At 56.5% G+C, this 25032-nt stretch carries 23 protein-coding genes; 15 read left to right on the forward strand and 8 right to left on the reverse strand.

The genetic code is table 11. The annotated features are described in order from the left end of the window. Positions 1-80 precede the first annotated feature (80 nt). From ugpA to G565_RS0110665, 8 genes are all read left to right on the forward strand, one after another. Positions 81-962: a sn-glycerol-3-phosphate ABC transporter permease UgpA gene (gene ugpA / locus G565_RS0110630; protein ID WP_028670907.1), complete on the forward strand. Its 882-nt coding sequence runs from the start codon at positions 81-83 to the stop codon at positions 960-962. Then, the gene (gene ugpE / locus G565_RS0110635; protein WP_028670908.1) at positions 962-1813 is read left to right on the forward strand and encodes a sn-glycerol-3-phosphate ABC transporter permease UgpE; all 852 of its coding nucleotides are present in this window, start codon (positions 962-964) and stop codon (positions 1811-1813) included. Before ugpA ends, ugpE begins: the two co-directional genes overlap by 1 nt. A 12-nt stretch (positions 1814-1825) precedes the next feature. Beyond that, a complete protein-coding gene (locus tag G565_RS0110640; RefSeq protein WP_028670909.1) occupies positions 1826-2908 on the forward strand; it encodes a sn-glycerol-3-phosphate import ATP-binding protein UgpC in 1083 nt (360 codons plus the stop codon). Continuing rightward, the gene (locus G565_RS0110645) at positions 2905-3633 is read left to right on the forward strand and encodes a glycerophosphodiester phosphodiesterase family protein (protein ID WP_028670910.1); all 729 of its coding nucleotides are present in this window, start codon (positions 2905-2907) and stop codon (positions 3631-3633) included. The genes G565_RS0110640 and G565_RS0110645 overlap by 4 nt, the downstream gene beginning before the upstream one ends. 74 nt (positions 3634-3707) lie before the next feature. Further along, positions 3708-4520, forward strand: coding sequence for a DeoR/GlpR family DNA-binding transcription regulator (locus G565_RS23805; protein ID WP_051207771.1), 813 nt, complete (start codon positions 3708-3710; stop codon positions 4518-4520). Beyond that, positions 4517-5308, forward strand: coding sequence for an HAD family hydrolase (locus tag G565_RS0110655; RefSeq protein WP_028670911.1), 792 nt, complete (start codon positions 4517-4519; stop codon positions 5306-5308). The genes G565_RS23805 and G565_RS0110655 overlap by 4 nt, the downstream gene beginning before the upstream one ends. A gap of 6 nt (positions 5309-5314) precedes the next feature. Next, the gene (locus G565_RS0110660) at positions 5315-6958 is read left to right on the forward strand and encodes a Na/Pi cotransporter family protein (RefSeq protein ID WP_028670912.1); all 1644 of its coding nucleotides are present in this window, start codon (positions 5315-5317) and stop codon (positions 6956-6958) included. A gap of 321 nt (positions 6959-7279) precedes the next feature. Next, positions 7280-9049: an SLC13 family permease gene (locus G565_RS0110665; RefSeq protein WP_028670913.1), complete on the forward strand. Its 1770-nt coding sequence runs from the start codon at positions 7280-7282 to the stop codon at positions 9047-9049. A gap of 8 nt (positions 9050-9057) precedes the next feature. Here G565_RS0110665 and G565_RS0110670 read toward each other — a convergent pair whose 3' ends face one another. After that, positions 9058-9972, reverse strand: coding sequence for a DMT family transporter (locus G565_RS0110670; protein WP_028670914.1), 915 nt, complete (start codon positions 9970-9972; stop codon positions 9058-9060). A 254-nt stretch (positions 9973-10226) separates the two neighbouring features. Here G565_RS0110670 and G565_RS0110675 point away from each other — a divergent pair, with 254 nt between their 5' ends. The 3 genes from G565_RS0110675 (at position 10227) to corA (ending at position 13923) form a co-directional block, all read left to right on the forward strand. After that, positions 10227-11369 carry an S-methyl thiohydantoin desulfurase domain-containing protein gene (locus tag G565_RS0110675; protein WP_028670915.1) on the forward strand — a complete coding sequence of 381 codons (1143 nt, stop codon included), beginning with the start codon at positions 10227-10229 and terminating at the stop codon, positions 11367-11369. Then, positions 11356-12867, forward strand: a complete 1512-nt coding sequence (locus G565_RS0110680; RefSeq protein WP_028670916.1) for an ATP-binding protein — start codon at positions 11356-11358, stop codon at positions 12865-12867. The genes G565_RS0110675 and G565_RS0110680 overlap by 14 nt, the downstream gene beginning before the upstream one ends. A 105-nt stretch (positions 12868-12972) precedes the next feature. Beyond that, positions 12973-13923, forward strand: a complete 951-nt coding sequence (corA, locus tag G565_RS0110685) for a magnesium/cobalt transporter CorA (protein WP_028670917.1) — start codon at positions 12973-12975, stop codon at positions 13921-13923. A 7-nt stretch (positions 13924-13930) separates the two neighbouring features. Here corA and G565_RS0110690 read toward each other — a convergent pair whose 3' ends face one another. The 7 genes from G565_RS0110690 to G565_RS0110720 all read right to left on the reverse strand — a co-directional run bounded on the left by G565_RS0110690 (position 13931) and on the right by G565_RS0110720 (position 20718). Next, a complete protein-coding gene (locus G565_RS0110690) occupies positions 13931-14899 on the reverse strand; it encodes a calcium/sodium antiporter (RefSeq protein ID WP_028670918.1) in 969 nt (322 codons plus the stop codon). A gap of 207 nt (positions 14900-15106) precedes the next feature. Then, the gene (locus G565_RS0110695; protein WP_028670919.1) at positions 15107-16516 is read right to left on the reverse strand and encodes an FAD-dependent oxidoreductase; all 1410 of its coding nucleotides are present in this window, start codon (positions 16514-16516) and stop codon (positions 15107-15109) included. Continuing rightward, positions 16513-17460 (reverse strand): polysaccharide deacetylase family protein, encoded by a 948-nt coding sequence (locus G565_RS0110700; RefSeq protein ID WP_028670920.1) that lies wholly within the window; start codon positions 17458-17460, stop codon positions 16513-16515. The genes G565_RS0110695 and G565_RS0110700 overlap by 4 nt, the downstream gene beginning before the upstream one ends. Beyond that, a complete protein-coding gene (locus G565_RS0110705; RefSeq protein WP_028670921.1) occupies positions 17460-18404 on the reverse strand; it encodes a polysaccharide deacetylase family protein in 945 nt (314 codons plus the stop codon). The genes G565_RS0110700 and G565_RS0110705 overlap by 1 nt, the downstream gene beginning before the upstream one ends. Before the next feature lie 12 nt (positions 18405-18416). Continuing rightward, positions 18417-19088: an isochorismatase family protein gene (locus G565_RS0110710; RefSeq protein ID WP_028670922.1), complete on the reverse strand. Its 672-nt coding sequence runs from the start codon at positions 19086-19088 to the stop codon at positions 18417-18419. Positions 19089-19107: 19 nt separating this feature from the next. Beyond that, positions 19108-20013, reverse strand: coding sequence for an isocitrate lyase/PEP mutase family protein (locus tag G565_RS0110715; RefSeq protein ID WP_028670923.1), 906 nt, complete (start codon positions 20011-20013; stop codon positions 19108-19110). A gap of 147 nt (positions 20014-20160) precedes the next feature. Then, positions 20161-20718, reverse strand: coding sequence for a nuclear transport factor 2 family protein (locus G565_RS0110720; protein ID WP_028670924.1), 558 nt, complete (start codon positions 20716-20718; stop codon positions 20161-20163). 147 nt (positions 20719-20865) lie between these two features. Here G565_RS0110720 and G565_RS0110725 point away from each other — a divergent pair, with 147 nt between their 5' ends. From G565_RS0110725 to dctP, 4 genes are all read left to right on the forward strand, one after another. Next, positions 20866-21657 (forward strand): GntR family transcriptional regulator, encoded by a 792-nt coding sequence (locus G565_RS0110725; protein ID WP_028670925.1) that lies wholly within the window; start codon positions 20866-20868, stop codon positions 21655-21657. 180 nt (positions 21658-21837) lie between these two features. Continuing rightward, positions 21838-23250 carry a 3-isopropylmalate dehydratase large subunit gene (leuC, locus tag G565_RS0110730; RefSeq protein WP_028670926.1) on the forward strand — a complete coding sequence of 471 codons (1413 nt, stop codon included), beginning with the start codon at positions 21838-21840 and terminating at the stop codon, positions 23248-23250. Further along, on the forward strand, positions 23247-23894 hold the full coding sequence (gene leuD / locus G565_RS0110735) for a 3-isopropylmalate dehydratase small subunit (protein WP_028670927.1): 648 nt from the start codon (positions 23247-23249) through the stop codon (positions 23892-23894). The genes leuC and leuD overlap by 4 nt, the downstream gene beginning before the upstream one ends. A gap of 100 nt (positions 23895-23994) precedes the next feature. Then, entirely contained in the window at positions 23995-25011 is a 1017-nt protein-coding gene (gene dctP, locus G565_RS0110740; protein ID WP_245584165.1) for a TRAP transporter substrate-binding protein DctP, read from the forward strand. Positions 25012-25032: the final 21 nt, after the last annotated feature.

The following is a 25032-nucleotide window of genomic DNA, read 5'->3' on the forward strand; positions in this document are numbered from 1 at the left end:
TCCTTTTAACGCCGGCCCGAACGGGTTCTTTACTCCGGTAAGCCGGCGTCCTTTTTCACTTTTGCGCAACGAGCCAAACCATGCACGACAATGCGGTTTTCAGCCATAAAGTGCTGCCCTATTTTCTGATTGCCCCCCAGTTGATCATTACGCTGGTCTTTTTTATCTGGCCTGCTGGCCAGGCGCTCTATCAATCGTTTTTGATTGAAGATGCCTTTGGATTCTCGGTGGAGTTTGTCTGGTTCGAAAACTTCATCTACTTGCTTGAGGACCCGGAATACTGGAACAGTGTCCGCGTCACCTTTGTGTTCAGTGCCCTGGTGGCACTGGTCGGTATGATTCTCGCGCTGTTACTGGCGGCTATGGCCGATCGGGTGGTAAAAGGTGCTGGCGCTTACAAAACGCTGTTGATCTGGCCTTATGCCGTCGCGCCTGTTGTCGCCGCCGTTTTATGGTGGCTGATGTTCAACCCCTCCATGGGCGTGCTGCCTTTCTGGATGGACTTGTTTGGCTACGACTGGAACCACTATGTGAACTCCGGCGAAGCCATGACCGTGGTGGTCATCGCGTCTGCCTGGAAGCAGATCAGTTATAACTTTCTGTTCTTCCTCGCGGGCTTGCAGGCCATTCCCCGCTCGCTGATTGAAGCGGCCGCGATCGATGGCGCCAGCCCGTTCAAACGGTTCTGGCAAATTGTGTTCCCACTGCTGTCGCCCACCGCCTTCTTTTTGCTGGTGGTGAACATCGTGTACGCCTTCTTCGAAACCTTCGGTGTGATTCACGCCACCACGCTTGGCGGGCCTGGCAGTTCCACCAAAACGCTGGTGTACAAGGTATACGAAGATGGCTTTGTCGGGCTTGACCTGGGCGGTTCGGCCGCGCAGTCGGTCATTCTGATGATCATCGTGATTACCCTGACCGTGGTGCAGTTCCGCTACGTTGAGAAGAAGGTGCAATACTGATGGTAGAGAATCGTCCCTGGCTTACCGTGACCCGGCATCTGGTGCTTATTCTGGGTGTGTTTGTCATTGGTTTCCCCATCTGGATCGCGCTGGTGGCCTCCACCAATTCGTCCAGCGAGTTTGTCTCTGGTCTGATGCCACTCTGGTTTGGCGATGAAGGCTTCGGTAATTTCCGGCGCGTACTCAGCAACGAAGAGCGCGTGCTTGGCGTCAGCGTCTCGGCTTCGTGGATGATGTGGAACAGCTTTATCATGGCCATGGTGATCGCGGTCGGTAAAATTGTGATTTCCATTCTCTCGGCCTATGCCATCGTCTATTTTCGCTTTCCGTTTCGCAAAACCTGTTTCTGGCTGATTTTTCTGACGCTCATGCTGCCGGTGGAAGTGCGCATTCTGCCGACCTATGAGGTGGTGGCCAGCCTGGGTATGCTCAATTCCTATGCCGGCCTGACTATTCCGTTGATCGCCAGTGCAACCGCGACCTTTCTGTTCCGTCAGTTTTTTATGTCGGTACCCAGCTCGCTGATGGAAGCGGCGCGCATTGACGGCGCTGGCCCATTCAAGTTTTTTAAGGATATTTTGCTGCCCTTGTCGGTGAACAACATTGCCGCCCTGTTCGTCATTTTGTTTATTTATGGCTGGAACCAGTACCTCTGGCCTTTGCTGATCACGACCGATGAAGACTACTACACCATTGTCATGGTTATTAAACGCCTGATGTCGGCCGGTGAAGGCAACATTCCCTGGAACATCATCATGACCACCACCATTTTGGCCATGCTACCACCGGTTATTGTGGTGCTCGGCATGCAAAAACTATTCGTCAAAGGCCTGATTGAGCAGGAAAAATAAAGGGGACTACGTGTGGCCACTGTTTCATTAAAAAACATCAACAAAACCTACGCCAACGGTCATCAGGCTATCGAGAACTTAAACCTCGACATTACCGATGGCGAAATGCTGGTACTGGTCGGCCCGTCGGGCTGTGGCAAGTCGACTTCTCTGCGCATGGTCGCGGGGCTGGAAACCATTTCCGGTGGTGACCTCTACATCGACGATGTTCGAGTCAATAATCTAGAGCCTTCCGAACGCGACATCGCCATGGTGTTTCAGAACTACGCACTCTACCCGCACATGTCGGTTTATCAGAACATGGCTTACGGCCTGAAAAACCGCAAGGTGCCCAAAGACGAGATCCAGAAAAAGGTTGAGAAAGCGGCCGAGATTCTGGAAATCACCAATTTACTGCACAACAAACCCGGGCAGCTCTCTGGTGGTCAGCGTCAGCGCGTGGCGATGGGTCGGGCCATTGTGCGCAACCCCAAGGTGTTTCTGTTTGATGAACCGCTGTCGAATCTGGACGCCAAATTGCGGGTACAAATGCGCATCGAGATCAAACGTCTGCAACAGGAATTCGCGACAACGGCCATTTACGTGACGCACGATCAGGTAGAAGCCATGACCCTGGCCGACCGTTTGGTGGTGATGAACGAGGGTAATGTCGAGCAGGTCGGCCCGCCGATCGAGCTGTATGAAAAACCAGCAACGCAATTCGTCGCAGGCTTTCTCGGCTCACCGGCGATGAACTTCCTCGATGCCAGCCTGAACGGCAACCGGCTGACTTTGTCGCCCGATGTGGTGCTGGATCTGAACGACCCGAACCTGCCAACCGGCGCGCACGATCTCGAGGTTGTGCTGGGTATTCGGCCGGAACACATGGAAGCCTGCGACGAAGCCGGGGCTGACTTCACCCTGAGCGTCGACATGATTGAACCGCTGGGTGCCGACACTTTGTTGTATGGGTATTTCCCGGGTACGGACACGCTGATCACTTCTGAACAACCCGGCAAGCAGCAATTCAAGCGCGGCCATCGTCTGGCATTGCGCATTGACCGGGAACGCTGTCACCTGTTCGACAAAGCAACTGGCAAGAGGCTTGGCTCATGATTGCCAGCCCCCTGATTGCACACCGGGGCGCGTCATTGCTGGCACCGGAAAATACCCTGGGGGCGATGACCAAGACCCGGGACATTGGCACACCCTGGGTCGAGATCGACGTCAACCGGCTCGGCGATGGTACCCTGGTCATGTTTCACGACGACCAGCTCGGGCGACTGACCTCTGCCCGCGGCAGGCTCTGCGATCAGCGCTGGGAAGACGTTCAGTCGCTGGACATCGGCAGCCATTTTTCAGCCGACTACAGCGGTGAACGCATGGCAAGGCTGAGCCAGGCGCTGGATCACATTCAGGCACTGGATCTCGGTCTGAACCTGGAAATTAAGGTCTACCCGGAGTTCACGCCCGAGCAAATTGTGTTCGATACCATCAAAGCACTGGATACACAGTGGCACAATTTTGGCAAACTACTGATCTCGAGTTTTAACACCGAGGTGTTGGATCTGCTGCATCACTGGCGGCCAAGCTGGCAATGCGGCCACCTGTGGGAGCGCATTCCCAACGACTGGGCACGCAGAGCCGATGCATTGAATCTGGTCAGCGTGCATTGCGACCACCGGTTTCTGACGCCCGAACTGGCGCGCAGCATTCGCGCCAGCGGCCTCGACCTGTATTGCTACACCGTGAACGACCGGGAGCGTGCAGCGCAGCTTATGGACCTGGGAGTCGATGGCATCATCACCGACGACCCTGTGCTGCTCGGCAGTACCCGATAGCGACTACCCGCTGCCGGGTTGCGTTGTGATCCAACCTAGTATGTACCCTGTTTTTGCACCGGAACCGTGATCTCATGAAAGTCACTGAACGCCAACAAGCCATTCTCGACTGGGCACAACGACAAGAGCACCTGGAGGTGGATGCCCTGGTGGATCGTTTTGGCGTGACGCCGCAGACCATTCGGCGAGACATCAACCAGCTGTGCGAGAGCGGTCTTTTGCGGCGGCGTTATGGCGGGGTCAGTCTGCCGTCTTCGGTAGCCAACCTGTCGTTTACGTCCCGCCAGGTTCTGAATCAGCTTGCCAAGCAGTCGATGGCTCGCAAAGTCGCTTCGATGATTCCGGACAACTCGTCGGTGTTTCTCGGCATCGGTACCACGCTGGAATTTGTCGCACGGGAGCTGTCGCAGCACCAGGGGCTGAAGGTGCTGACCAACAATCTCAACATTGCGTCGCTGCTGTGCAACAGCCCCAACATCGATGTTATCGTCTCCGGTGGCCAGTTGCGCCACAACGACCACGATGTGGTGGGTCAGGAGACCACCCGGTTTTTCACCGACTACTACGCCGACTATGGCCTGATCGGCACCGGCAGCCTGGATCCGCAACGCGGCCTGATGGACTTCGACATGCGCGAAGCTCAAATCAGCCGTGCGATTCTGGACAACAGCCGACACCGGGTACTGGTTGCCGATGTCAGCAAATGGGAACGCCAGGCACTGGCCCGGGTGGCACCCTTCACCTCGCTGGACTGGTTTGTCACCGATGAATTACCCGACGCCCCGGCGCAATGGAGACCACCGGCGCTGAAGGTCATCGAGACAGGCACACCAACCGACGAAGCCTTGCCAGCCCCTACTGAAAACGAGGTCAACCCCAACGAATGAACACTCTGGATTTTAGCCAGGCGCGGTTTTTGTTAACCGACGTCGATGACACCCTAACCAGCCATGGCCGGTTACTCCCGCAAACCTATCAGGCACTCTGGGCCCTGGCCGACGCTGGCATTCACATCATTCCGGTTACTGGCGGGTGCGCCGGCTGGTGCGATCAGATCATCCGTACCTGGCCCGTTGCCGGTGTCATCGGCGAAAGCGGCGGCTTCTACATCGTAAAAGACTCAGAGCACCGCACGCGCTGGCATTACTGGCAGGATCTGATGTCCCACCGGGCCGATCAGGCGGCCATCGTGCAAACCATCGATAACCTGCCCTTGCCCTTTGACGTACAGTACGCCAAAGACCAGTCGTTCCGGCACGTCGATGTTGCCATTGATTATAATCAGGATGCCCGCCTGACTCCGGACCAGGCCGACACCGTGGTACACTCGTTGCGCCAGGCCGGATTCAGCGTGAAGCAAAGCTCAATCCACATTAATGTTTGGCGCGGTGCGTTCGACAAAGGGGCCATGGCTCGCCGATTGTTGGCCGAGCAATGGCAACTGACCGATACCCAGATGCAACAGCAGGTTGTCTTCGTCGGCGATGCACCTAACGATGAGAGCATGTTTGAGTTTTTCCCCAACTCCGTCGGCGTTGCCAATATTGCCCGGCATCTTGAACACATGACGCACCACCCAAAAGCCATTACACCCTCTGCCTCTGGCGATGGTGTTACCGAACTGATTCAGACCTGGCTAGCGAGCAAGGGCCAGGCAACAACACTGGGACAATAACGGAACATGGGAGTTCTGATTCAACTGGCCGGCGCCATTGCCTTGCTGCTGTGGGGCATACGCATGGTCCAAACCGGTTTCAGCCGGCTGCTCGGCAGCCGCATGGAACGCCTGCTGCGTAAAACCACCCGCAACCGTCCACTCGCTTTCAGCAGCGGTGTCAGCGCGGCTTTTATGCTGCAATCGTCAACCGCTGTGGTGTTGATGGTCGGTGGTTTTACGGCCGCGAACATGATGACACTGACGGCGGCCCTGGCAACGGTTCTGGGCGCTGAATTCGGTGCCAGTCTGGCGGCGTTCCTGCTGAACCTCGATGTTCAGGCACTGGCGCTGCCGCTGGTGTTGCTCGGCTTTGTCTTCTTCAAAAACAGCACCAGCCGTGCCTGGAAACACGCCGGGCGGATTACCATTGGCATTGGCCTGGTGTTGTTGTCGCTCGATTTGATCGGCGATTCCACTTCGGTGTTACGCGACAGTGACATCATGGCGCTGTTGATCAACCGGGTCGAATCCGATTCGGCGTTGGCCATTACCCTCATGGCCATTATGACCTGGCTGATTCACTCCACATTGGCCAGCGTATTGCTGATTGCCCAGTTCGTCAGCGACGATGCGATCAGCATGAATGCTGGCCTGTTCATGCTGCTCGGTGCCAACCTGGGTGGCGCCATGCCCGCGCTGATCGCGGGCTGGTCACTGAATCGCAAGGGTCGTCAGGTGGTGATCGGGAATCTGATCTTCCGGGGCGTCGCCATGGTACTGGGCCTGCTGATACTAACGCTGACGGCGGGCCTGCTCACCGATTACCTGCCCGGGGGTTCTCTGGGCATAGTGGTCGCCCACAGCGTGCTGAATCTGGTCAACGGCCTGGTGCTGATGCTGTTCCTGCCCTGGCTACTGCCGCTGATCAGCCGCACCGCACCCGGCGAGGAGACAGGCACCGATTTGTCGCAGGAACAGGAAGCGCCAATCTATCTGGCCATCGACGACATTCACAACCCGCGCCGCGCGATGGCCAATGTGCGCAACGAGGCCATGCACATTGCTGAAATTGTGTTTCGCATGCTCAACAACAGCATGGATGCCTTTGACGACAAGGAACTCGCGCGCCAGATCAGTGAACTGGACGACGACATCGACCGGCTGCACCGCGAGGCGCTGAACTACATTCTGTCGATTGATGCATCGGATCATTCACAATCGACCCAGCCGTTGCGGCGCGAAATCATTATTTACATGACCAACCTGGAACACATTGGCGACATCGTCGATGCCAGCCTGATGCATCAAGCGCGCACCAAGGTCCGCAACAATGTGGATTTCGATGCGGAGCAGAAAGCCGTGCTCAACCGGTTGCACGATGAACTGGTGGATGCGTTTCGCTTGTCGCAGGCGGTGTTCACCAGCGACAGCCTGACCCTCGCTCAGGACTTGCTCGCGGTAAAGCGCAACTACCGCACCGAGATCATGGCGGCACGCCATGCTCACCTCGATCAGTTGGGTGGCCACCATTCGGAGAACCTGCTCTCGACGCAGATTTTCATCGACGTACTGCGCGACATGCAACGCATCTGCTCGCACCTGACCGCAGTGGCCTACCCGGTGATCAAGCGCAAGAAAGCAGAAGTCGCCTCGGTATCGGCCAGTTGACTGCAAGCCTTCTAAATACAGAGACTTCAAACTCCGGAATTAAGTGCTCGTGCAATGCGAGCGTTGGATGCCGGTGATGCCTCTGTGGGGAAGTCCGCAGCAGGGATGCTGCGGCCTAGGCTCCATGGACGGATTCACGCCGACCCCGCAGAGGCATCACCGGTGTCCGACGCGGACCTTTACCATTCAAAAGACTCAATGGGGGAACTTTAAAATCAAACCCCTTATATCAATTAGTTACCTATAGATTCTTTTTAATTCATTTATAGAATCACTGACCTTGGTTACTCTTGGGGTTTTCCGAGCGGGAGCACCCCCTGAATGACCTGGCAAGGCTGCGCCACCATAGTGCTGGCACTGATCGCCCTGGCGACGATGGCCAGCGGGCGCTATGCGCCGCACTGGGTGATGCTGGCGGTGATGATTGTGCTCAGTGCCAGCGGCATCATCAGCCCCGAAGCCGCCCTGGCCGGGTTCAGCAACACGGGTCTGATGACCGTCGCTGCCCTGTTTGTGGTCGCCGCCGGTATCCATAACTCAGGTGGGGTGGATGTGCTGGTCAACCGGTTTCTCGGTCGGCCAACGTCGGCGCGGCGGGCCCAGGCGCGCATTATCTTCCCGGTCGCCCTGCTCAGTGGCTTTCTGAACAACACCCCCGTCGTTGCAACGCTGATTCCGGCCATTCACGCCTGGTGCCGTCGCATCGGCATTGCACCGTCCAAGCTGATGATTCCTCTAAGCTATGCGGCCATTCTGGGCGGTACCCTCACACTCATGGGCACCAGCACCAACCTGGTCGTTAACGGCCTGTACCGGGACCTGACCGGCGATACGTCGCTCTCGCTGTTTTCCATTACCGCCATTGGATTGCCCGTTGCTCTGATTGGCCTGGTGGCCATTGTCTGGGTGTTTCCGCGCGTTCTGCCGGAGCGCCAGGATGCCCAGAAATTCGGCTCGCTGCGGGAGTTCACACTGGAGGTTCGGGTGAACCCGGAAGGTCCGCTGGTGGGTAAAACCGTCGATTCGGCCGGGTTGCGCAACCTCGACCGCTTGTATCTGGTTGAGATTGAACGCCAGGGTAGCGTAGTCACCGCGGTGCCGTCTGAAGAACGCCTCATGGCCGGCGACCGACTGGTGTTTGCTGGCGAGACCCAGGCGATTTCCGACCTGCTGCGCATCCAGGGCATTGTGCCCTCTACCCACGACGACGAACCCAGTCTCGACCAGCACCGCGCCGAACGCCGCCTGGTCGAAGCCGCCCTATCGCCCCGTTCAGATGTCATCGGCCAGACCATCCGCGACGCCCGCTTTCGTGACCGCTTCGGTGCCGTTGTGCTGGCTGTTGCCCGTCACGGGAAACGCGTACAGGGCAATCTCGGTAACATCCGTTTGCAAGCGGGTGACGTCTTGCTGCTGGAGGCCCGCCCTGCTTTCGTTAGTCGCCAGCACTACGCACAGGATTTTTTGCTCATCAACGACCTGGAGACAGAGCGACCCCGCCACGACAAAGCGGGCCTCGCCTGGGTAATTCTGGCCGCTGTGGTCCTGAGCGCCACCTTCGGCTTGCTCAGCATTCTCAACGCTGCCCTGCTCGGCGCCTCGACGATGATTGCCACCGGTTGCCTGCGCGTCAGCCAGATTCAGAAAAGCCTCGATGCTCCGGTATTGCTGACCATTGCGGCCTCGTTCGCGCTCGGCAACGCGCTTCAGATCACCGGGGCCGCGGGCGTGATCGCCCAGTGGCTGGTCTCCTTGAGCGGTGGAGACACCTTGCTGATGCTGATCATGGTGTATTTTACCGTCTCGGTGCTGACCGAAATCATCACCAACAACGCCGCCGCTGTGGTCATGGTGCCGATCGTGCTGTCGATCACCAGTGCCGCCAACGTCGCAACCGAGCCCTTTATCATAGCCGTCATGATGGCTGCTTCAGCCAGCTTTGCCACGCCCCTTGGCTACCAGACCAACCTGATGGTGATGGGGCCAGGTGGTTACCGGTTCAGTGATTACCTAAAGGTGGGGCTGCCGATGAATCTGCTCATCGGCGTCTCTACCCTGGTGGTGATCAGCCTGCGTTACGGGCTGGTGTGAGCGGTTACTTACGCCTTACGCATGACGCTTAACCAGATAATCCCACTGAGTACCACGGCCCCGCCCAGCAACTGAACCGGCGCCAGCACCTGCCCCAGAATCACAAAGCCCAAAAACAGCGATGCCACCGGCTCCAGATTCATCACCGGGGCATTGCGGGCCATGTTCAGGCGCGGCACCAGCACGAATAAAACCGTCGAGGCAGTGCCATACAGGGTTGCCAGGCTGGCCAGGGCTATCCAGCCTGCCTGGCTCTGCGGCAAATTCAGGCCGCCCGGCACGATACCCAGCCCACCACCGATGGCCATTAACGCCAGAACCGTCACCATGGTGAACACGCTGCGCACGGCACCGGGCAACTGCGACAACCGGTTTTCGGTTACCCAGATAGCCACAGCAAAAAACAACGCCGCTGATTCAGCCATAATTACGCCCGGCAACCAGCTCGGGCCCATAGCGGTCGGGTCTGCCAACCAGGTGCCCAGATCCAGCACCATCACCAGGCCGACCAGAATGACCGTCATGATCAGCGCATAGCGCAGCGTTGGCCGCCTCCCGCCCAGCAACCAGGTTAACAACGCATACAGGAGCGGCCAGGTATTCACCAGCAACAAGGCAACCGCCACGGGAATGCGCGCCACCGCTGAATACAGGCACAGGCTTTGTCCGGCAATCATCGCCCCCAGTAACAGCTGCCAGCGGCGCTTGCCCGCCGGGATGCTGAGCCGGTGGCCTTGCGCCAGCACCAGCGTCAACATCATTAAAAAGGCCAGGCTGCCCCGCGTCAGAATGGCCAGTAGCACACCGGTGCCGTCATCAAAGGCCACCCGGGCCGCGACGTGATTGGCGGCAAACAGGCAGGCGGCAGACACCAGGATGATAATGGCCAGGGGGCGGGCCAGATGTTGTGAGGCATTGGGCATGATGTGATGGCGACTCAGTTGGTGGTTCGTTCAGGCTATCATCTTACACCCAAGGTCAATATCGGGCCGTGGTGGAGTAAAATTTTCCTAGTACCGGGCGCCGCATCCCCCTAAACTGATTTAAGGAGTCTCTGAACAACTCCCCCGGGGCTCCTTCAGCACCCAGTAATGCGCTGTTCGTAGCAAGGCCAGTAACCGGGCACCCGCCTGTGACAGTCACGGTCAGCGCAACAACAACGACCCGGAGGATGGGGATGCCGACCGTATTAAGTTTTGACGACCTCGACAACCTGATCGAAGGCGCCGCCTTTATGGGCAGTGGCGGGGGTGGCCCTCTGCCGCTGGCACGCAGCTTGCTGGCGACGATGAAGCAACAAGGCATGAACCCGACACTGGTGGAATGGGCTGAATTGCCCGCCAACTACCGGGTCGCAACCACAGCGGGCATTGGCTCTCCCAATGCGGCGGAATCCGTTCAATCCCCGTTCACCACAGCCCCAAAACGCATGATCGAGGCGCTCGAAAGTGCCCTTGGGTACTCCATTGAGTGCCTGATCCCCGGCGAAACCGGCCCCATGAACAGCCTGATCCCCATGATGGCGGCGGCTCAGCTGGGCAAACCGGTGTTGAACGGCGATGGGGCCGGGCGGGCCATGTCCACTCTGGCTATGAGTACCTTCAATGCGGTCGCACCGATACAACCCTATCTGCTGGGCAATGAGACAGTCACGCCGGAGGATCAGGTAACGGCCCAGCTCACCGTCCATACCCCCGAACAGGCCGATGCCCTGACGCGTGGCGTTGTCAGCGAGGCCAGTTTCGGTTCCAGTGGCGCTTTTGCTACCTGGCCATCCACCGTCGGTAAACTCGCGCAAGTGGCGGTAAAAGGGTCGGTCGGCCAAGCCATAGACGTTGGCCGCCTGCTGAAACAGGTGCGCGCCCAGGGTGTCGACCCGCTGCCCGCCCTGCAGAACTATTTTGGCGGGCGCATGCACTGCCTCTATACCGGCACCCTGACCCAGGTCGACAGCCACACCGCCCAGGGCTTCGACATTACCCAGATTCGAATGGCCTGCGACGGTCAACCCGGTTTAACCCTGTATGCGCTGAACGAATCGATGATGGCCTGGCGCGACGACCTGGCGCACCCCTTGGCCGTCGGTCCAGATAGCCTGTGCTGGGTGACTGAGAATGGCGTACCGTTTACCAATGCCACTCTGAGCGATTTCATGGGGCCAGCAGCACCCAAGCTGCACCTTGTCGGTCTCAGTGCCGTCACTCAGATACTGACACCCAATATTCTGGCCGCGTACCGGGCTGCGCTATCCCCGATGGGTTATCCCGGCCCCTATCAGTCAATGTCTTACTGGGAAGAAGCTGAACATGGACGTACTTGAGCAGCTTTTTTTCCGGGGAATGTGGCAAAACACCCGGGACACCATGTTTCTGCTATTGGTGAAAGACGATGACTTCTTCATCCACAACATCAACCCGGTGCTGGAGGCAGTGGTTGGGGTCAGCAGCGATCAGCTAAAAGGAACCCGGGTGGCAGACTTCCTGCCCGATCATGAGGTTCAGATTGAACGCTACCGCAACTGTCAGCGCGAAGACAAAACCATTTACTATGAAGAAGCAGGCGTCGCGCCCGATGGCTCTGTGCACTATTTTCACACCATGCTGGTCCCGATCTGGCATGAGGGTCACCAATACCTGCTCGGTTCGTCACGCAACATCGATGACATTAAAGAGGCCGAAACCGTTTTAGCCCATGCCAAAGAAGAAGCTGAATCCGCCAATCGGGCAAAAAACCTGTTCCTGGCGAATATGAGCCATGAACTGCGCACGCCGCTCAATGGCATTGTCGGCACGGTCTCGTTGTTGCGGGCGCGCGGTCGGGACCCAGAGTTACTCGAACACCTCGACCTGGTCGAGCGATCTGCCGCCGCCATGGAACGACTGACCGCAGATATTCTGGACTTGTCGAAGATAGAAAATAACCGTCTCGACATCGATCTGGCGCCTTGCAACCTGCGTGAGCCCGTGCGGGATTCGTATGTTCTGGTGCAACAACAAGCCGAAGACAAACAACTCGACTATCACTGCGCCATCGACGATAACCTGCCCGGGCAGGTACTCGCCGATTCAGCCCGCATTCGTCAGATCCTGTCTAACCTGCTCACCAATGCGATCAAATTTACCGACAGTGGCAAGGTTGAACTGGCGGTGCATTATCAGCAAACAACGCCGGAAACCGGCCTGGTTAACTTCGTGGTCAGCGATAATGGGATCGGCATTCCACAGGAAAAGCTGGCAAACGTGGGTATCCCGTTCTACCAGATCAGTCCAGAGCGTAACCGGGGGCACGAAGGCTCGGGGATTGGTTTGTCGGTGTGCAAATCCCTGGCTGAATTAATGGATGGACGCTTTCATATTGAAAGCCAGGCCGGAAACGGAACCCGGGTAAGTGTGCACATTCCGGTTCGCCTGCTCATTGACACACTCGATTCGGACAAGGTACCCCAGCCCGGTATTCCCAGTGGTCTCAGTATTCTGGTCGCTGAAGATAACCCGGCCAACCAGATCATCATCCGCCGTATGGTCCAGTTCCTTGAGGCCGACGTTGAAGTGGTCAAAACCGGATTGGATGCCGTGCGCCGGATTCAGGAAAAAACGTTCGATCTCGTATTGATGGACATCAACATGCCCGAGATGGACGGCATCACCGCTACCCGACAACTGCGCGCCGAAGGCTATACGCTGCCAATTGTCGCCTTGACGGCGGCGGTGATCGATGAAGAGCGACAAGCCTGTTCCGACGCAGGCATGAACGGCTTTGTACCCAAGCCCGTTCGCATCGAAACGCTCAGAGCGGCCATCCGCGACGCGTTCAGCTGAATCACCGGACCGACTCAGACACGGGCAGGTACCCAAACAGACGTGAGTTTGTAACGAGTTCCCGGTACAGTTGACTCACACGCAAGACGTTCAGGATTCTGCATCATGTTACGACTGTTTAAACTCGACCAGAACACCATTCACCAGTTCCCCAACGATGAGCTCACCGAAAAAACCATTGCTGATGCAGACTGGCTGGACGCCCACGAACCCGATGCTGGCGATCGCGAACTGATCAATGCACTGATGCGTTCAGATCTGCCGCAAAGCAGTGATGTGTCGCAGATTGAATCGTCCGCCCGTTATTTTGTCGACGATGAAGGCGTACACGTGCATTCCCTGTTTCTGAGTCACTCCGAAGGTCGACACAAGACCGCAACGGTCGCCTTTATTCTGCAAGCCAAACGGCTGATCACCGTGCGCGAAGGCAAACTCGCCGACTTTCGTTTGCTGCGCCTTCGCGCCCGGCGCGGCCAGGTAGAAGCCACCTCGCCGGCCGACCTGATGATGACCATCTTCGAACAGAAGGTGGAGAATCTGGCCGACTTCATTGAAGACATTCATCGTGACCTGGAAGGCGTCAGCAAGGTGGTGTTGGAAGAAGAAGACTCGGACCTGGAATGGGCCATTGACCAGCTGGCCAAACTGGAGGACAGCAACGGCAAGATCCGCCTGTGCCTGATGGACACACAACGCTCCCTGACTTTTCTGCAGCGCCAGATTCGCAGTCAGCTCAACAGTCCCGAGCTGTGCAACGAAGTACTGCACGATATCGAAACCCTGCTCACCCACACCAGCTTTCTGTTCGATAAAATCAACTTTCTGATGGACTCAACCCAGGGCTTCATCAACATCAATCAGAATAAAATCATCAAGACGTTTTCCATCGCGGCGGTGGTATTTCTGCCACCCACCCTGGTCGCCAGCATCTACGGCATGAATTTTAACGTCATGCCGGAATTGAACTGGATGCTGGGCTACCCGATGGCTCTGGTACTCATGCTTGCCTCCGGCATAGCACCTTACTGGTTTTTCAAACACAAAGGCTGGCTATGACAACTGATCAAACAAACAAGGTGCTGATCAGATAGCCGGTATAGGCCAAATACGCGACCAACAAGGCACCACCTTCAATCCGGTTGATTCGACCCGGGCCGCGCAAGCCATATCCGAACACAAAAAGCACCAGCGTCAGACCAGCCATCATCATGATGTCGCGGTAAAACACTTCCGGGCCGACAGACAGCGGGCTGATCAAGCCTGCAATACCAACCACTGCCAGAGTATTAAACAGGTTGGAACCAATGATGTTACCGAGCGCAATGTCATGCTCCCCCTTTCGCGCCGCTATGATCGACGAGGCAAATTCAGGCAATGAGGTGCCCACAGCCACAATGGTCAGCCCGATAATCAGGTCACTTACGCCCAGACTCTGAGCGATGGAGACCGCGCCCCAGACCAGGATGCGCGAACTGATAATCAGCAACACCAGGCCAACACCCAACCAACCCAACGCACGTTTCAGCGGCATGGGTTCAACTGACAATTCCGCTGCCACTTCAGTTGCCAGAGCATCACCCTGCTGACGCAGACTCTGACGAATGGTCCAGCCCATCAGGGCAGCAAACACACCCATCAGGATAACCGCATCCAGCCGGGTCAGTTCACCATCCCAAATCTGCCAGCCGGCGAGTACAGTAACCGCCATCAGAATGGGAAGCTCCTTGCGCAACACCTGAGAGTGCACGGCAATCGGGCTGATCAGCGCGGTAACACCCAGAATCAACGCAATGTTGGTAATGTTCGAACCGTAAGCATTGCCCAGAGCGATCCCCGGGTTGCCCTGGGTGGCAGCCAGCGCCGAGACCACCATCTCCGGAGCCGAGGTACCAAACCCGACCACCACCATACCAATCAGTAGCGGCGGCATTCCGAAATGACGGGCGGTTGAGGAGGCGCCGTCGACAAACCGGCCCGCACTCCAGACCAGCAAAATCAGGCCGAAGGCGATAGCAAACAGTGGCATTAACATGGTGGTTCCTTAAAAAACGTGCAGAGGCAGACTCGAATGAGCGCTGCGTGGTCGGCGTACCCCGACCGGAGCAGTGTAATAAACTACATGAGCCTGAACAGGTGGATTTTTACGAGCCGGCCCACCAGTCCCAATAAAAAAGCCCGAGGCTTCACCGCGGGCTTTTTATGCCGGATCATTTGAGAAGTCGGTTGAGTCGCGACCCCGCTAACGCGCTCCGGCCAGCATCGCAGCAGCCATTCGCCCGGCAATGCCTCCCATGACAATGGCGTGCAATAACCCGTTCCCCGACAGGTAGCCGGTATCGTTACTGCCCGACACGCCACGGGCGGCGCCACCGGCGGCCAAGAGGTTGGGCAACACATGCCCGGTCTTATCAAGCACCCGGCCTTCGGGCGTGATCTCAAGCCCACCCTGGGTATGGAACAAAGCTCCGGTTACCCGGATGGCGCAGTAAGGCGGCTTTAGCAGATCTTGCGACGCAAAGGTGCGCCCGAAACGATCGCTCTGGCCACTGTCAGCCAGGCTGGTCATTTCAGAAAACGTCGACTCCAGTGCTGACAGATCCATGTTCAATTCACGGGCCATGTGTTCGAGTGACTCGAAGGTTTTGACCGATCGCGTCGCCATCGCATTCTGGTAGTCCTCGAACTGGGTCAGGTAGTCGTGAATACGATCATCGTAGATATTCCAGGCGTATTGGGTCGGCTGCGCCAGCACCTTGGCAGCTTGCTCGGAGTACCCGCCGTGCTCATTGGAAAAGCGCTGACCGTGAATATTTACCTGAATACCGCCTTGCATCATCACCGCCCAGGAAATCAATGTTTGCGGTGGATCGGCCAGAGAACCATGCCCCTGAAAAGCCCCCAGGTCTTTCAAACTGGCCCCCAGTTGTTCGCCCCAGCGAAGGGCATCGCCCTGGTTCCCTTCGTGGCCGTAATAGAGGGCTCGCTCCATCTGAGGCAGATACTGTTTCACCAGGGATGGATTGCCGCCATAGCCATTACAGGCCAACAATAGCGTGTCGCACCCCAGCGTTTCCCGCGAGCCGTCCGGTTGCTCGTAGGTCAGCCCAGTAATGCGACCGTCGGGGTTTGCATAAAGATCGGTGACCAGGGCATCGGTGATGATGTCGATGCCCGCGTTTTCGGCGGCATTGAGTAAGGCTCCCATCAATTCTTCGCCGGTTCGACGAGGCGTACAATGCATGCGCTCCGCGCTGTGGCCCGGGTACAAAAACCCCTGTACCAGCTCAAACGGAATGTTGTGTCGATCGGCCAGCCATTCGATGATGCCTGCGGACTGTTCAGCGAGGGTGTTCACAATGGCCGGGTCTGCTTCTTGGCCATTCTTCTTTTGAATGTCGCTGGCCATCAACTCTGCAGAGTCAACGACACCAACGGCCGTCTGAAAGCGAGTGCCTGCGGCGGGCACAAACCCGGAAGACATTGACGTACTGCCGCGAGGAAAGGCGTCACGCTCCAACACCACCAGATCAATGCCGGCTTCTTTGGCCGCCAGGGCGGCTACCAGGCCACAGGCGCCGGCACCAACAATCACGAAGGGCATACTGAATTCGAAGTCTTTCGATTCAGCCCCGCTATGCACAGCACTCATAACGGACCCTCACTACCGGAACCCGCCTGGGCTTGAAAGGCACTCAGTATCTCACCCGAACCGGCCTGCCAGACAGCTTCATGACCAGTGATGTATTCCAGCACCTCTTCCAGGCATCCAATGCGATGCGGTTGCCCCATCATCCAGGGGTGAATGTTCAGCCCCAGCATCCGCCCACCCTGAGTGGCCGATTCTTCCATCAGAAAATCGAAGGCATCTTTCACCTGTTGCACCCATGAATCTTCCGAGTGCAGGTTATTGCCAATAATGAACTGATCTTCAAGCTCCGTAGGCAGTGGCATCATCATAAGATCGCCATGATCGGTCCTGAACCGATAGGGCATGTCGTCATTCACCCAGTCACAGCAATAGCGAATGCCTTCGGCAGTCAACAGATCCGGTGTGTTGTCACTCTGATTTTTGGCCGGACTCAACCAGCCCTCAATGGATTGCCCGCTGTGTTTGCGAAGCGTATCGAGTGTGCGTTTGATCTGCTCTGTTTCTTCGGTTTTATCCTGCCCGCCGTAGTGCAGGTGATCCATATTCCAGCCGTGCGCCAGCAGTTCCGCACCGGTATCGGCGAGCCGACGCATCAAACTCGGGTATCGCTCCGCCACCTGACCGTTCAGCGCGTAAGTGGGCGTGATGTTGTACCGTTCAAAGGCTTTCAGAAACCGGAATATACCCACCCGGTTACCGTAGTCCCGCAGTGAATAGTGCCGCAGATCAGGGTAAGGCATGGTCATGCCATTGGGCACTTTAAACGGAATACCCCGCTGATTCAGCGGATAAAACTCAACCGACACATTCACCCAAACCGCCAGTCGTTTTCCATTGGGCCAACGGACCTGGGGGCGATCGGTCAACATAGACCAGTCGTAGCGGTTGTGATCGTTGCCGTATTGGCGCCAGGGGTATTCAAGGTAGTCGTCTGGCAAGCTCATCAGCGCTGCCCTCCGTTCTGGTGGGCAATCGCATCGCGAGCATCATCATAGCCATTGGCCAGGTAATGCTCGGCAATCTCCCGCCCGGTTGCTACCCACACGTCCGAATGGCCGGTAATATACTCAAGGGCTTCTTCAAACGCTTTGATCCGGTGCGGGGAACTGATCTGGTAATTGTGTGTCGGTATGCACATGACCGTGCCTGATTCGGCTCCTTCTTCATACAAGCGGTCAAAGTGCCGTTTAAGCATGTTCAGGTAATGACGCGGCTCCACCTTATTCACGGCGTACACAATGGTGTCGTTCATCTCAAGCGAGTACGGCATTGACATGAAGCGTTTCCCCGACCGTACATGCACTGGCGTGGGCTGATCGTCATGAAACAGATCGCAGGTGTAGAAACCGGCGTCATCGCCGAACAATTCAGAGCCCACCTCGGCAAACAGATCCAGAGTGTGCTCGGAATGCGACAGCGCCGGCGCCAGATAACCCGCGCACTTCTGACCGGTATGCCGATGAATGGTCTCGATGCTGTCGCGGATCATCGCCCGCTCCTGCTCTTCACTCATGTTGTAGGTGTAACGCGTGTTGTAGATACCGTGACTGAAAAACTCCCAGTCGCGCTCTTTGCAGGCAGCAATGATTTCAGGATGGTGATCGCACAAGGCAACCGATAAGGAAACCGAACCACGAATGCCGTACTTTTCAAGCAGATCCATCTGGCGTTTATGGCCTACCCGATTACCCCAGTCACGTAGGCTGTAGCCTGGCACCGCCGGATTGGGTTGCGGCCAGGCTTTTCGCGATGGATTGGGTGGGGGATTCAATTCGTAGAACTCGATATTGGGCGCTACCCAAAACGCGACCCGGGCATCGTTGGGCCAACGTATTTTAGGCCGATTCTCGTACGCGTAGTAATCGTAGGCATTCAGTGATTCCATCATACGGAGCTCCTCTTACTTGGTGATTTCCTGATCCAGCCAGGTTTTCACATCCGCGACGGTCATCACGTCGGCGTATTTCAAATGCAGATCGGTCAAATTCGCGTAATGGTAGCTTTCGTGTTTGTCGGCAACGCATTCTTCCGGAACAATGGTCCTGTACCCGCGCGACAAACTTTCCACAGCGGTGGCGCGAATACAGCCAGAAGTAGAACCGCCGGTAATAATAACGGTATCCACCTGGTGCCAAACCAGCAAAGACTGCAAGGGTGTTTCAAAAAAAGCCGACGGCATGCGCTTGGTGTAAATGGGCTCAGTGGTTGGGTCGATGTCGAGCCGGTCATCAAACTCGGCACGCTCTGAGCCATGCTTGATGTTTTGCAATGAGTCCGGCGTGTCGGTTCGGGTTCCCCAGACACCGGCGTCATCGGCGTTGTCCATAAAAGCGACATGCGTCCAGACGACCGGCCAGTTAAGTTGGCGAAACCGTTTTACCAGATCCATCACATAGGTCATCTGGTTCGGGTCATGTTCATACGCAGTTTTGAACAAATCGGTACGAGTATAGGCTTTTTGTGGGTCCACATTAACCAGCACCGCTTTCTTGCCAAACCCGAATGGCACACGCTGCGGGTTAGCCATCACCTCATGGAAAATCTCTTTTGCCGTCTTGTCGGTGGTAATCATACGTTGCCTCCTGTTCGATTCATTGCGTCTGCTCCCGGGAGTCTTCGTACTGCTGACCCAGCTCCAGCATAGACTGAGTGCCGAGGTAATCGTTCAACTCGGTAAAATTCAACATCTGATCCCGAAAATTGTCGGTGGTACCATCCCGCTTAAGGGTTTCAAAAAATCGACTGGCCATAAAGGTGAATGCACGAACCAGTGCTCCCGGGAAAATCACCATGGAGAACCCTTGCTGCTGCAGCGATTGCGCATCCTGCAGCGGCGTATCGCCCCCTTCGACCATATTGGCCATAATCGGCACCTTACCCTGAAAAGCCTTCATCACCTGGGTAATCTGCTCCGCTGAGCGAATGCCTTCCACGAATACCATATCGGCACCGGCTTCATAATAGGCGTGCGCCCGCTCCAGCGCGATATCAATACCGTCGGTGGCAATGGCATCGGTTCGACCAATGATCAGTGTCTGGTCACTGTCACGGGCATCAACCGCCGCCTTAACCTTGCCTGCCATCTCACTGGCACTGACCAGGCTTTTTCCTTTCAGATGTCCACACCGTTTCGGGTACGTCTGATCTTCCAGTTGTATCGCATTGGCACCGGAGCGCTCCAGCAGCCGAACACTGCGCATGACGTTCAGGGCGTTGCCAAAACCGGTATCACAATCCACCACGATGGAGACATCGTTGCGTTCACGAATGTGACCCAGAGTGTCGTTCACTTCCGACAAACTCATCAGGCCAATATCCGGCCTACCCAGCTTGGTGTAAGCCAGGCTGGCTCCGGACAGGTAAACGGTATCAAACCCGGCTTGCTGTGCCAGGGACGCACTCAATGCATCGTAGACACCCGGCGCAACGACAATATCAGAACGGTGTAATCGACTTTTCAGGCTCGATGAGTGGGGGGTGCTCTGGTCTGCTTTCATAAATAGGATCATCCAGATTGGTTCATTATGATGTGCGAATGTGCACGTCAGGCCGACTCCGACTTGACGCTTTATATTTCATCCTGTGCCAGCGCTCACGATTTCGTTTGATCGTCATGCGCGAGTGGAAGAGTCTCCACTGAAGTCTTATTCGCGGGCATTGGCCAGATCGTTCCAGACATCCTGGCGAACCAGCAGACCCGCCTGCAGTTCAAAACGATCGATGAACCGAACGTCGCTGAATGCAACGCCATCGGGCCACTGGCCAGCCAGGGTGCCGTGGGTGGTGACAACGGTGGTGTCCATTCCGTAGGCAACATCGGTCGCGGCTATCGTTTTTTGGACATACCGGTACCGCCCCCTGGCCCAGTCAACCAATTGCGCCAGCGAGGTGAGCTCACCGCTTCCGGGAAACGACATGACAAAGTCGGCAGCCAAAAACGTCTCCGCCTTCTGCAGATCCCTGGCCTCCATTGCCGCCAGATAGTCGCTAACCACGGCAGCGGCATCAGGGGCACCGACACCCGGCTGGCGTGGTTCGCCACCCCGACTGTATTGATCGGACCCGACTTCATGAATCCAGACGGTGATCGCATCGGGACGGGCCTGGGTAATGCCTCTGACCACGCAGGTCAGAGCGCGCATCAGCCGGTGCTTGATGTCTGGGCTGTATCCGTTAAGCAGGTTGACCTGAAGCATTGGCATAGGGGATTCTCTCCGAAGCTGCCGTAGTGACGCACTGTTCACTCACAGCAATTGTCTTATTCTAATGTACTATACTTAATACATTTATATGTGCTATACCTGTGGCCTGTCAAGTAAAGACAGTCGCAGCGTTAGAGAGGAACTTCCATGGATGCACCCCTTCGCTCAGGCGGGCCCGGCGGCACCAAGTCGCATCAGTTGTTTTTACTGCTCAAAGACGCGATCGTGAATGGCCGCATGACACCGGGTACGAAACTGCCCGGAGAATTAAAACTGGCGGAAGAACACCGGGTATCGCGTGTCACCGTTAGACGGGCGATGGACGCCCTGACAGAAGAAGGCCTGATTTACCGGAAACCGGGCATCGGAACCCGCGTCTGCGAGCGGCCCGTAGGCGCTACTGTCATGACCGCAAGCGTCTCAAATTTGCTGCCGAACATGGTCAAGCTGGGCGAGAACTCACGAGTTCGCCTGCTCGAATTCGTGTATGAGCAACCCTCTGAGACCATTCGAGAACGGCTCGGACTGGGCGAAAATGACCGTACCCAGCGTTCGATCCGGGTCCGGCTTTCCGAAGACAAACCTTTCTCCTATCTGGTCACCAACGTGCCTGAACACATCGCCCTCAACTACAACGAAAGCGATTTGGCCAGTACGCCTTTATTCGTTTTGCTCGAACGCAGCGGCGTGCATGTCGATCATGCGTCGCAGAGCATATCGGCAACGCTTGCCACCAAAGAGGTAGCCCGGGCACTGGACGTCTCGGTGGGTTCACCTTTGATATCGCTAAACCGGGTGGTGTTTGATAAAGCCGGCAATGGAGTTGAGCACCTGCAGGCACTCTACCGCCCCGATCGCTATCGAATTCAGATCGACCTTAATCGCGCTGGCACAGAAGATGACCGCTACTGGCAGACGATTGACTCTCTGGACGGATAAACCTTTCAGGCCTACACGTACCTGAATGCGATGCGAGTGTTGACAGACCTGAAAACCTTGGTATACCTTTAATTGTACTATTTCTAATACATTTAAAACGACTACCTTAATGATCTTTGTCTTTCGAATCAGGGATCAACGGCCAGAGTAAACCAACCGTCGGGGCAACGTGGAAGTGACATGAGCAGACAGACCTTGTTCGACAAAATCTGGCAAAGCCATGAAATTTGCCAGAATGATGAAGGCCAGAGCTTGCTGTGGGTCGACCGGCATCTGGCTCACGAAGGGTCGTTTCACGCCTTTAATAAGCTTGCCGAGCGTGGCCTGACCGTGCGTCACCCGGAACTGACGTTGGGCATTGCCGATCACTATGTGCCGACCCTCTCGCGCTCCCTCACGGATGTGAATGAAAAAACCCGCAACGTTATTGAACAACTGATCAGCAACACCCGGGCTCACGGGGTACCGTTGATCGGGATGAACGATCCGCGCCAGGGCATTGTTCATGTCGTAGGCCCGGAGCTTGGGCTCACGCAGCCAGGCCTGGTGATGGTTTGTGGCGACAGCCATACCTCCACACACGGAGCATTGGGTGCCCTGGCATTTGGTATTGGTGCCTCGGAAGTGGCCCACGTACTGGCCACACAGACATTGTGGCAGAACAAACCCAAGCAATTGCGCATTCGTATCAATGGATCGCTGTCGCCAGCCGTGTCGGCCAAAGACATTGCCCTGGCCTGGATCTCACGGCTAGGCGCCGACGGTGCCCGGGGCTACGCCATCGAGTACGCCGGATCCGCAATCGATGATCTCAGCGTTGAAGCCCGCCTCACCCTGTGCAATCTCTCCATTGAGGGTGGGGCTCGCTGCGGCATGATCGCACCGGACGAGAAAACGATCGAGTACCTGCGTGATCGACCCATGGCGCCAAAAGGCGAAGACTTTGAGTTCGCCTCAACCTGGTGGCGAACGCTGGCCACAGATGCAGACGCCAGCTTTGACCGCGAGGTCGAACTGGATGCCTCAGATATAGCACCTCAGGTGACCTGGGGTACATCACCTGAAGAAGCAATGCCGATTACGGGCCGAGTACCTAACCCGGACGACGAGCACTCTCCCGATAAAGCACGGCAACACCGCGACAGCCTGGAGTACATGGGTCTGAAGCCTGACCAGCTATTAACCGACATTGTTATCAACCGGATATTCATTGGCTCCTGCACCAACGCTCGCATTGAAGATCTTCGCGCGGCTGCGGCTGTGCTCAAAGGCCGAAAAAGTAAAGTGCCCGGGTTAATCTCTGCCGGTTCAACTCAGGTAAAAGCGCAGGCAGAGGCTGAAGGGCTGGATCAGATATTCATCGATGCGGGCCTGGAGTGGCGAGAATCAGGGTGTTCCATGTGCGTGGGTATGAACGGCGACCAGTTGAAGTCGGGCGAGCGCTGTGCATCGTCCACCAACCGGAATTTTAAAGGACGGCAGGGCCTCGGCTCCCGCACTCATTTAATGTCACCGGCTATGGTCGCGGCGGCTGCCGTAGCCGGACACCTGGCCGACGTGCGCCCCTTGCTTCAGGAGGTTTCTCAGTCATGACGCCTTTTACCCAATTGACCGCCCCCGCTTGCCCGCTGGTAAGAAGCAATGTGGATACCGACCAGCTAATACCCGCGCGCTTTATGAAAGAACCCCGCCGGGTTGGGTACGGTCAGTTCCTGTTATACGACCTTCGCCACGATGACACCGGCAAACCCATTGGTGATTTTATATTGAACCAGCCCGGGGCCGACCAGTCTCAGATCATGGTCACCCGTCGAAACTTCGGTGCCGGGTCTTCTCGCGAAGCGGCTGTCTATGCACTGGTGGATTTTGGATTCCGGTGCGTCATCGCGCCCAGCTTTGGCGATATTTTCTCTTCAAACGCCGTCAATAACGGCCTGCTCCCCGCACTGGTGAGCGAGGCTGATGCCGATCGCCTACTGAACGCGCTGGAGACCGAGCCTACCCACATCACTGTGGATCTGGCAACACAACAGATTCACTTTGCTGACCAGATTATCCCATTCGATATCAATGCAGTTTGGAAAACCAAGTTGCTGAACGGCTGGGATGATATTGATCTGACCGAAGGATACAGATCGGCAATCGACAGCTTTCTGTTGACGTATCAAACACGGTATCCCTGGACTCAGGGCCAGCCGGAAGGAGCACTCGGGCTAATCGCCCGCGACAATCGATGACGCAAACCCCAAATAACCCGGACCTAGCCAGCCTAAGCAGTAATCGGGCTTACAGAACAACAGGCAGCACCCGGATTCATAACAACGAGAGGTAATAATAATGAAGCAGTCATTCCTGAAACATACCGCCATGGCAATTGGCCTGGTGTCTGCCCTATCGGTCACGAGCATCGCTTCGGCTGAAGAGCGCATTACCGCTGTTCATGCCTTTAACACCTCGCTGATCTATACCCGCAGTTTTCTGGAGTTTGTCGACAAGGTTAACGAGCGTGGCGAAGGCGTCATTGAAATTGACGTGCGCGGCGGCCCGGAAGTCATTGGCCTGAGTGAGCAACCCGACGCTGTGCGCAATGGCATCGTCGACATGGCCTATACCGCAGCCAGCTTCTACGGCGGCACAGTACCAGAGCGGGACATCATGGTCGCTTCCAACGCCAACGCCATTTATGCCCGTGAAAGCGGCGGCATAGACCTGTTGAATCAGATTCACCAGGACAAGATGGGTGTGTACTACCTGGGCTGGTTCGACAGCGGCGTAAGCTACAACCTCTACACGGTCGACGAACCCACCATTGGTGATGACGGACGCCTCAGTGTCGACGGTCTGAAATTGCGCTCCAACCCGGTTTACGATGCATTCTTCCGTGACTACCTCGGTGCCGAACCGATCAGCCTGCCCACAACCGATGTGTACGCCGCCCTGGAACGTAACGTTGTAAACGCGACGGGCTGGACTGAGATTGGCCTTGCCGATCTGAACTGGGACCGGTTCCTGAACTACCGGATCGAGCCTTCGTTCTTCTCAACCGACATGGGTGTGATCATCAACCTGGACAGCTGGAATGCGCTAAGTGATGAAGCAAAAGCCATCCTCCAGGAAGTGGCCATCGAACATGAGCGTGACAGCGCCCTGACGTTGGCAGAGGATGCAAAAACACAGCGTGCAGAAATGATCGACAATGGTATGCAAATCGTCGATCTGCAGGGTGACGTTCGGGATCAGTTTTCCGAATCAGCTCGTGAAGCTACCTGGAACCGCATGCGTGGCCTGATGGAGCGTCACCCAATGGGGCTGGAGCACTACGACTCACTGGTAGAAATGTTCAACGAACTCTAATAGGTTGTTGAAAAGGCTTCC

Source organism: Saccharospirillum impatiens DSM 12546, from assembly GCF_000423605.1.
Taxonomy (GTDB): domain Bacteria; phylum Pseudomonadota; class Gammaproteobacteria; order Pseudomonadales; family Natronospirillaceae; genus Saccharospirillum; species Saccharospirillum impatiens.

Excerpts from the sequence above, each read along its gene's own strand:
- ugpA (WP_028670907.1), top strand. The coding sequence starts at position 81 with ATGCACGACAATGCGGTTTTCAGCCATAAAGTGCTGCCCTATTTTCTG.
- ugpE (WP_028670908.1), top strand. The coding sequence starts at position 962 with ATGGTAGAGAATCGTCCCTGGCTTACCGTGACCCGGCATCTGGTGCTT.
- G565_RS0110645 (WP_028670910.1), top strand. The coding sequence starts at position 2,905 with ATGATTGCCAGCCCCCTGATTGCACACCGGGGCGCGTCATTGCTGGCA.
- G565_RS23805 (WP_051207771.1), top strand. The coding sequence starts at position 3,708 with ATGAAAGTCACTGAACGCCAACAAGCCATTCTCGACTGGGCACAACGA.
- G565_RS0110655 (WP_028670911.1), top strand. The coding sequence starts at position 4,517 with ATGAACACTCTGGATTTTAGCCAGGCGCGGTTTTTGTTAACCGACGTC.
- G565_RS0110660 (WP_028670912.1), top strand. The coding sequence starts at position 5,315 with ATGGGAGTTCTGATTCAACTGGCCGGCGCCATTGCCTTGCTGCTGTGG.
- G565_RS0110665 (WP_028670913.1), top strand. The coding sequence starts at position 7,280 with ATGACCTGGCAAGGCTGCGCCACCATAGTGCTGGCACTGATCGCCCTG.
- G565_RS0110670 (WP_028670914.1), bottom strand. The coding sequence starts at position 9,972 with ATGCCCAATGCCTCACAACATCTGGCCCGCCCCCTGGCCATTATCATC.
- G565_RS0110675 (WP_028670915.1), top strand. The coding sequence starts at position 10,227 with ATGCCGACCGTATTAAGTTTTGACGACCTCGACAACCTGATCGAAGGC.
- G565_RS0110680 (WP_028670916.1), top strand. The coding sequence starts at position 11,356 with ATGGACGTACTTGAGCAGCTTTTTTTCCGGGGAATGTGGCAAAACACC.
- corA (WP_028670917.1), top strand. The coding sequence starts at position 12,973 with ATGTTACGACTGTTTAAACTCGACCAGAACACCATTCACCAGTTCCCC.
- G565_RS0110690 (WP_028670918.1), bottom strand. The coding sequence starts at position 14,899 with ATGTTAATGCCACTGTTTGCTATCGCCTTCGGCCTGATTTTGCTGGTC.
- G565_RS0110695 (WP_028670919.1), bottom strand. The coding sequence starts at position 16,516 with ATGAGTGCTGTGCATAGCGGGGCTGAATCGAAAGACTTCGAATTCAGT.
- G565_RS0110700 (WP_028670920.1), bottom strand. The coding sequence starts at position 17,460 with ATGAGCTTGCCAGACGACTACCTTGAATACCCCTGGCGCCAATACGGC.
- G565_RS0110705 (WP_028670921.1), bottom strand. The coding sequence starts at position 18,404 with ATGATGGAATCACTGAATGCCTACGATTACTACGCGTACGAGAATCGG.
- G565_RS0110710 (WP_028670922.1), bottom strand. The coding sequence starts at position 19,088 with ATGATTACCACCGACAAGACGGCAAAAGAGATTTTCCATGAGGTGATG.
- G565_RS0110715 (WP_028670923.1), bottom strand. The coding sequence starts at position 20,013 with ATGAAAGCAGACCAGAGCACCCCCCACTCATCGAGCCTGAAAAGTCGA.
- G565_RS0110720 (WP_028670924.1), bottom strand. The coding sequence starts at position 20,718 with ATGCCAATGCTTCAGGTCAACCTGCTTAACGGATACAGCCCAGACATC.
- G565_RS0110725 (WP_028670925.1), top strand. The coding sequence starts at position 20,866 with ATGGATGCACCCCTTCGCTCAGGCGGGCCCGGCGGCACCAAGTCGCAT.
- leuC (WP_028670926.1), top strand. The coding sequence starts at position 21,838 with ATGAGCAGACAGACCTTGTTCGACAAAATCTGGCAAAGCCATGAAATT.
- leuD (WP_028670927.1), top strand. The coding sequence starts at position 23,247 with ATGACGCCTTTTACCCAATTGACCGCCCCCGCTTGCCCGCTGGTAAGA.
- dctP (WP_245584165.1), top strand. The coding sequence starts at position 23,995 with ATGAAGCAGTCATTCCTGAAACATACCGCCATGGCAATTGGCCTGGTG.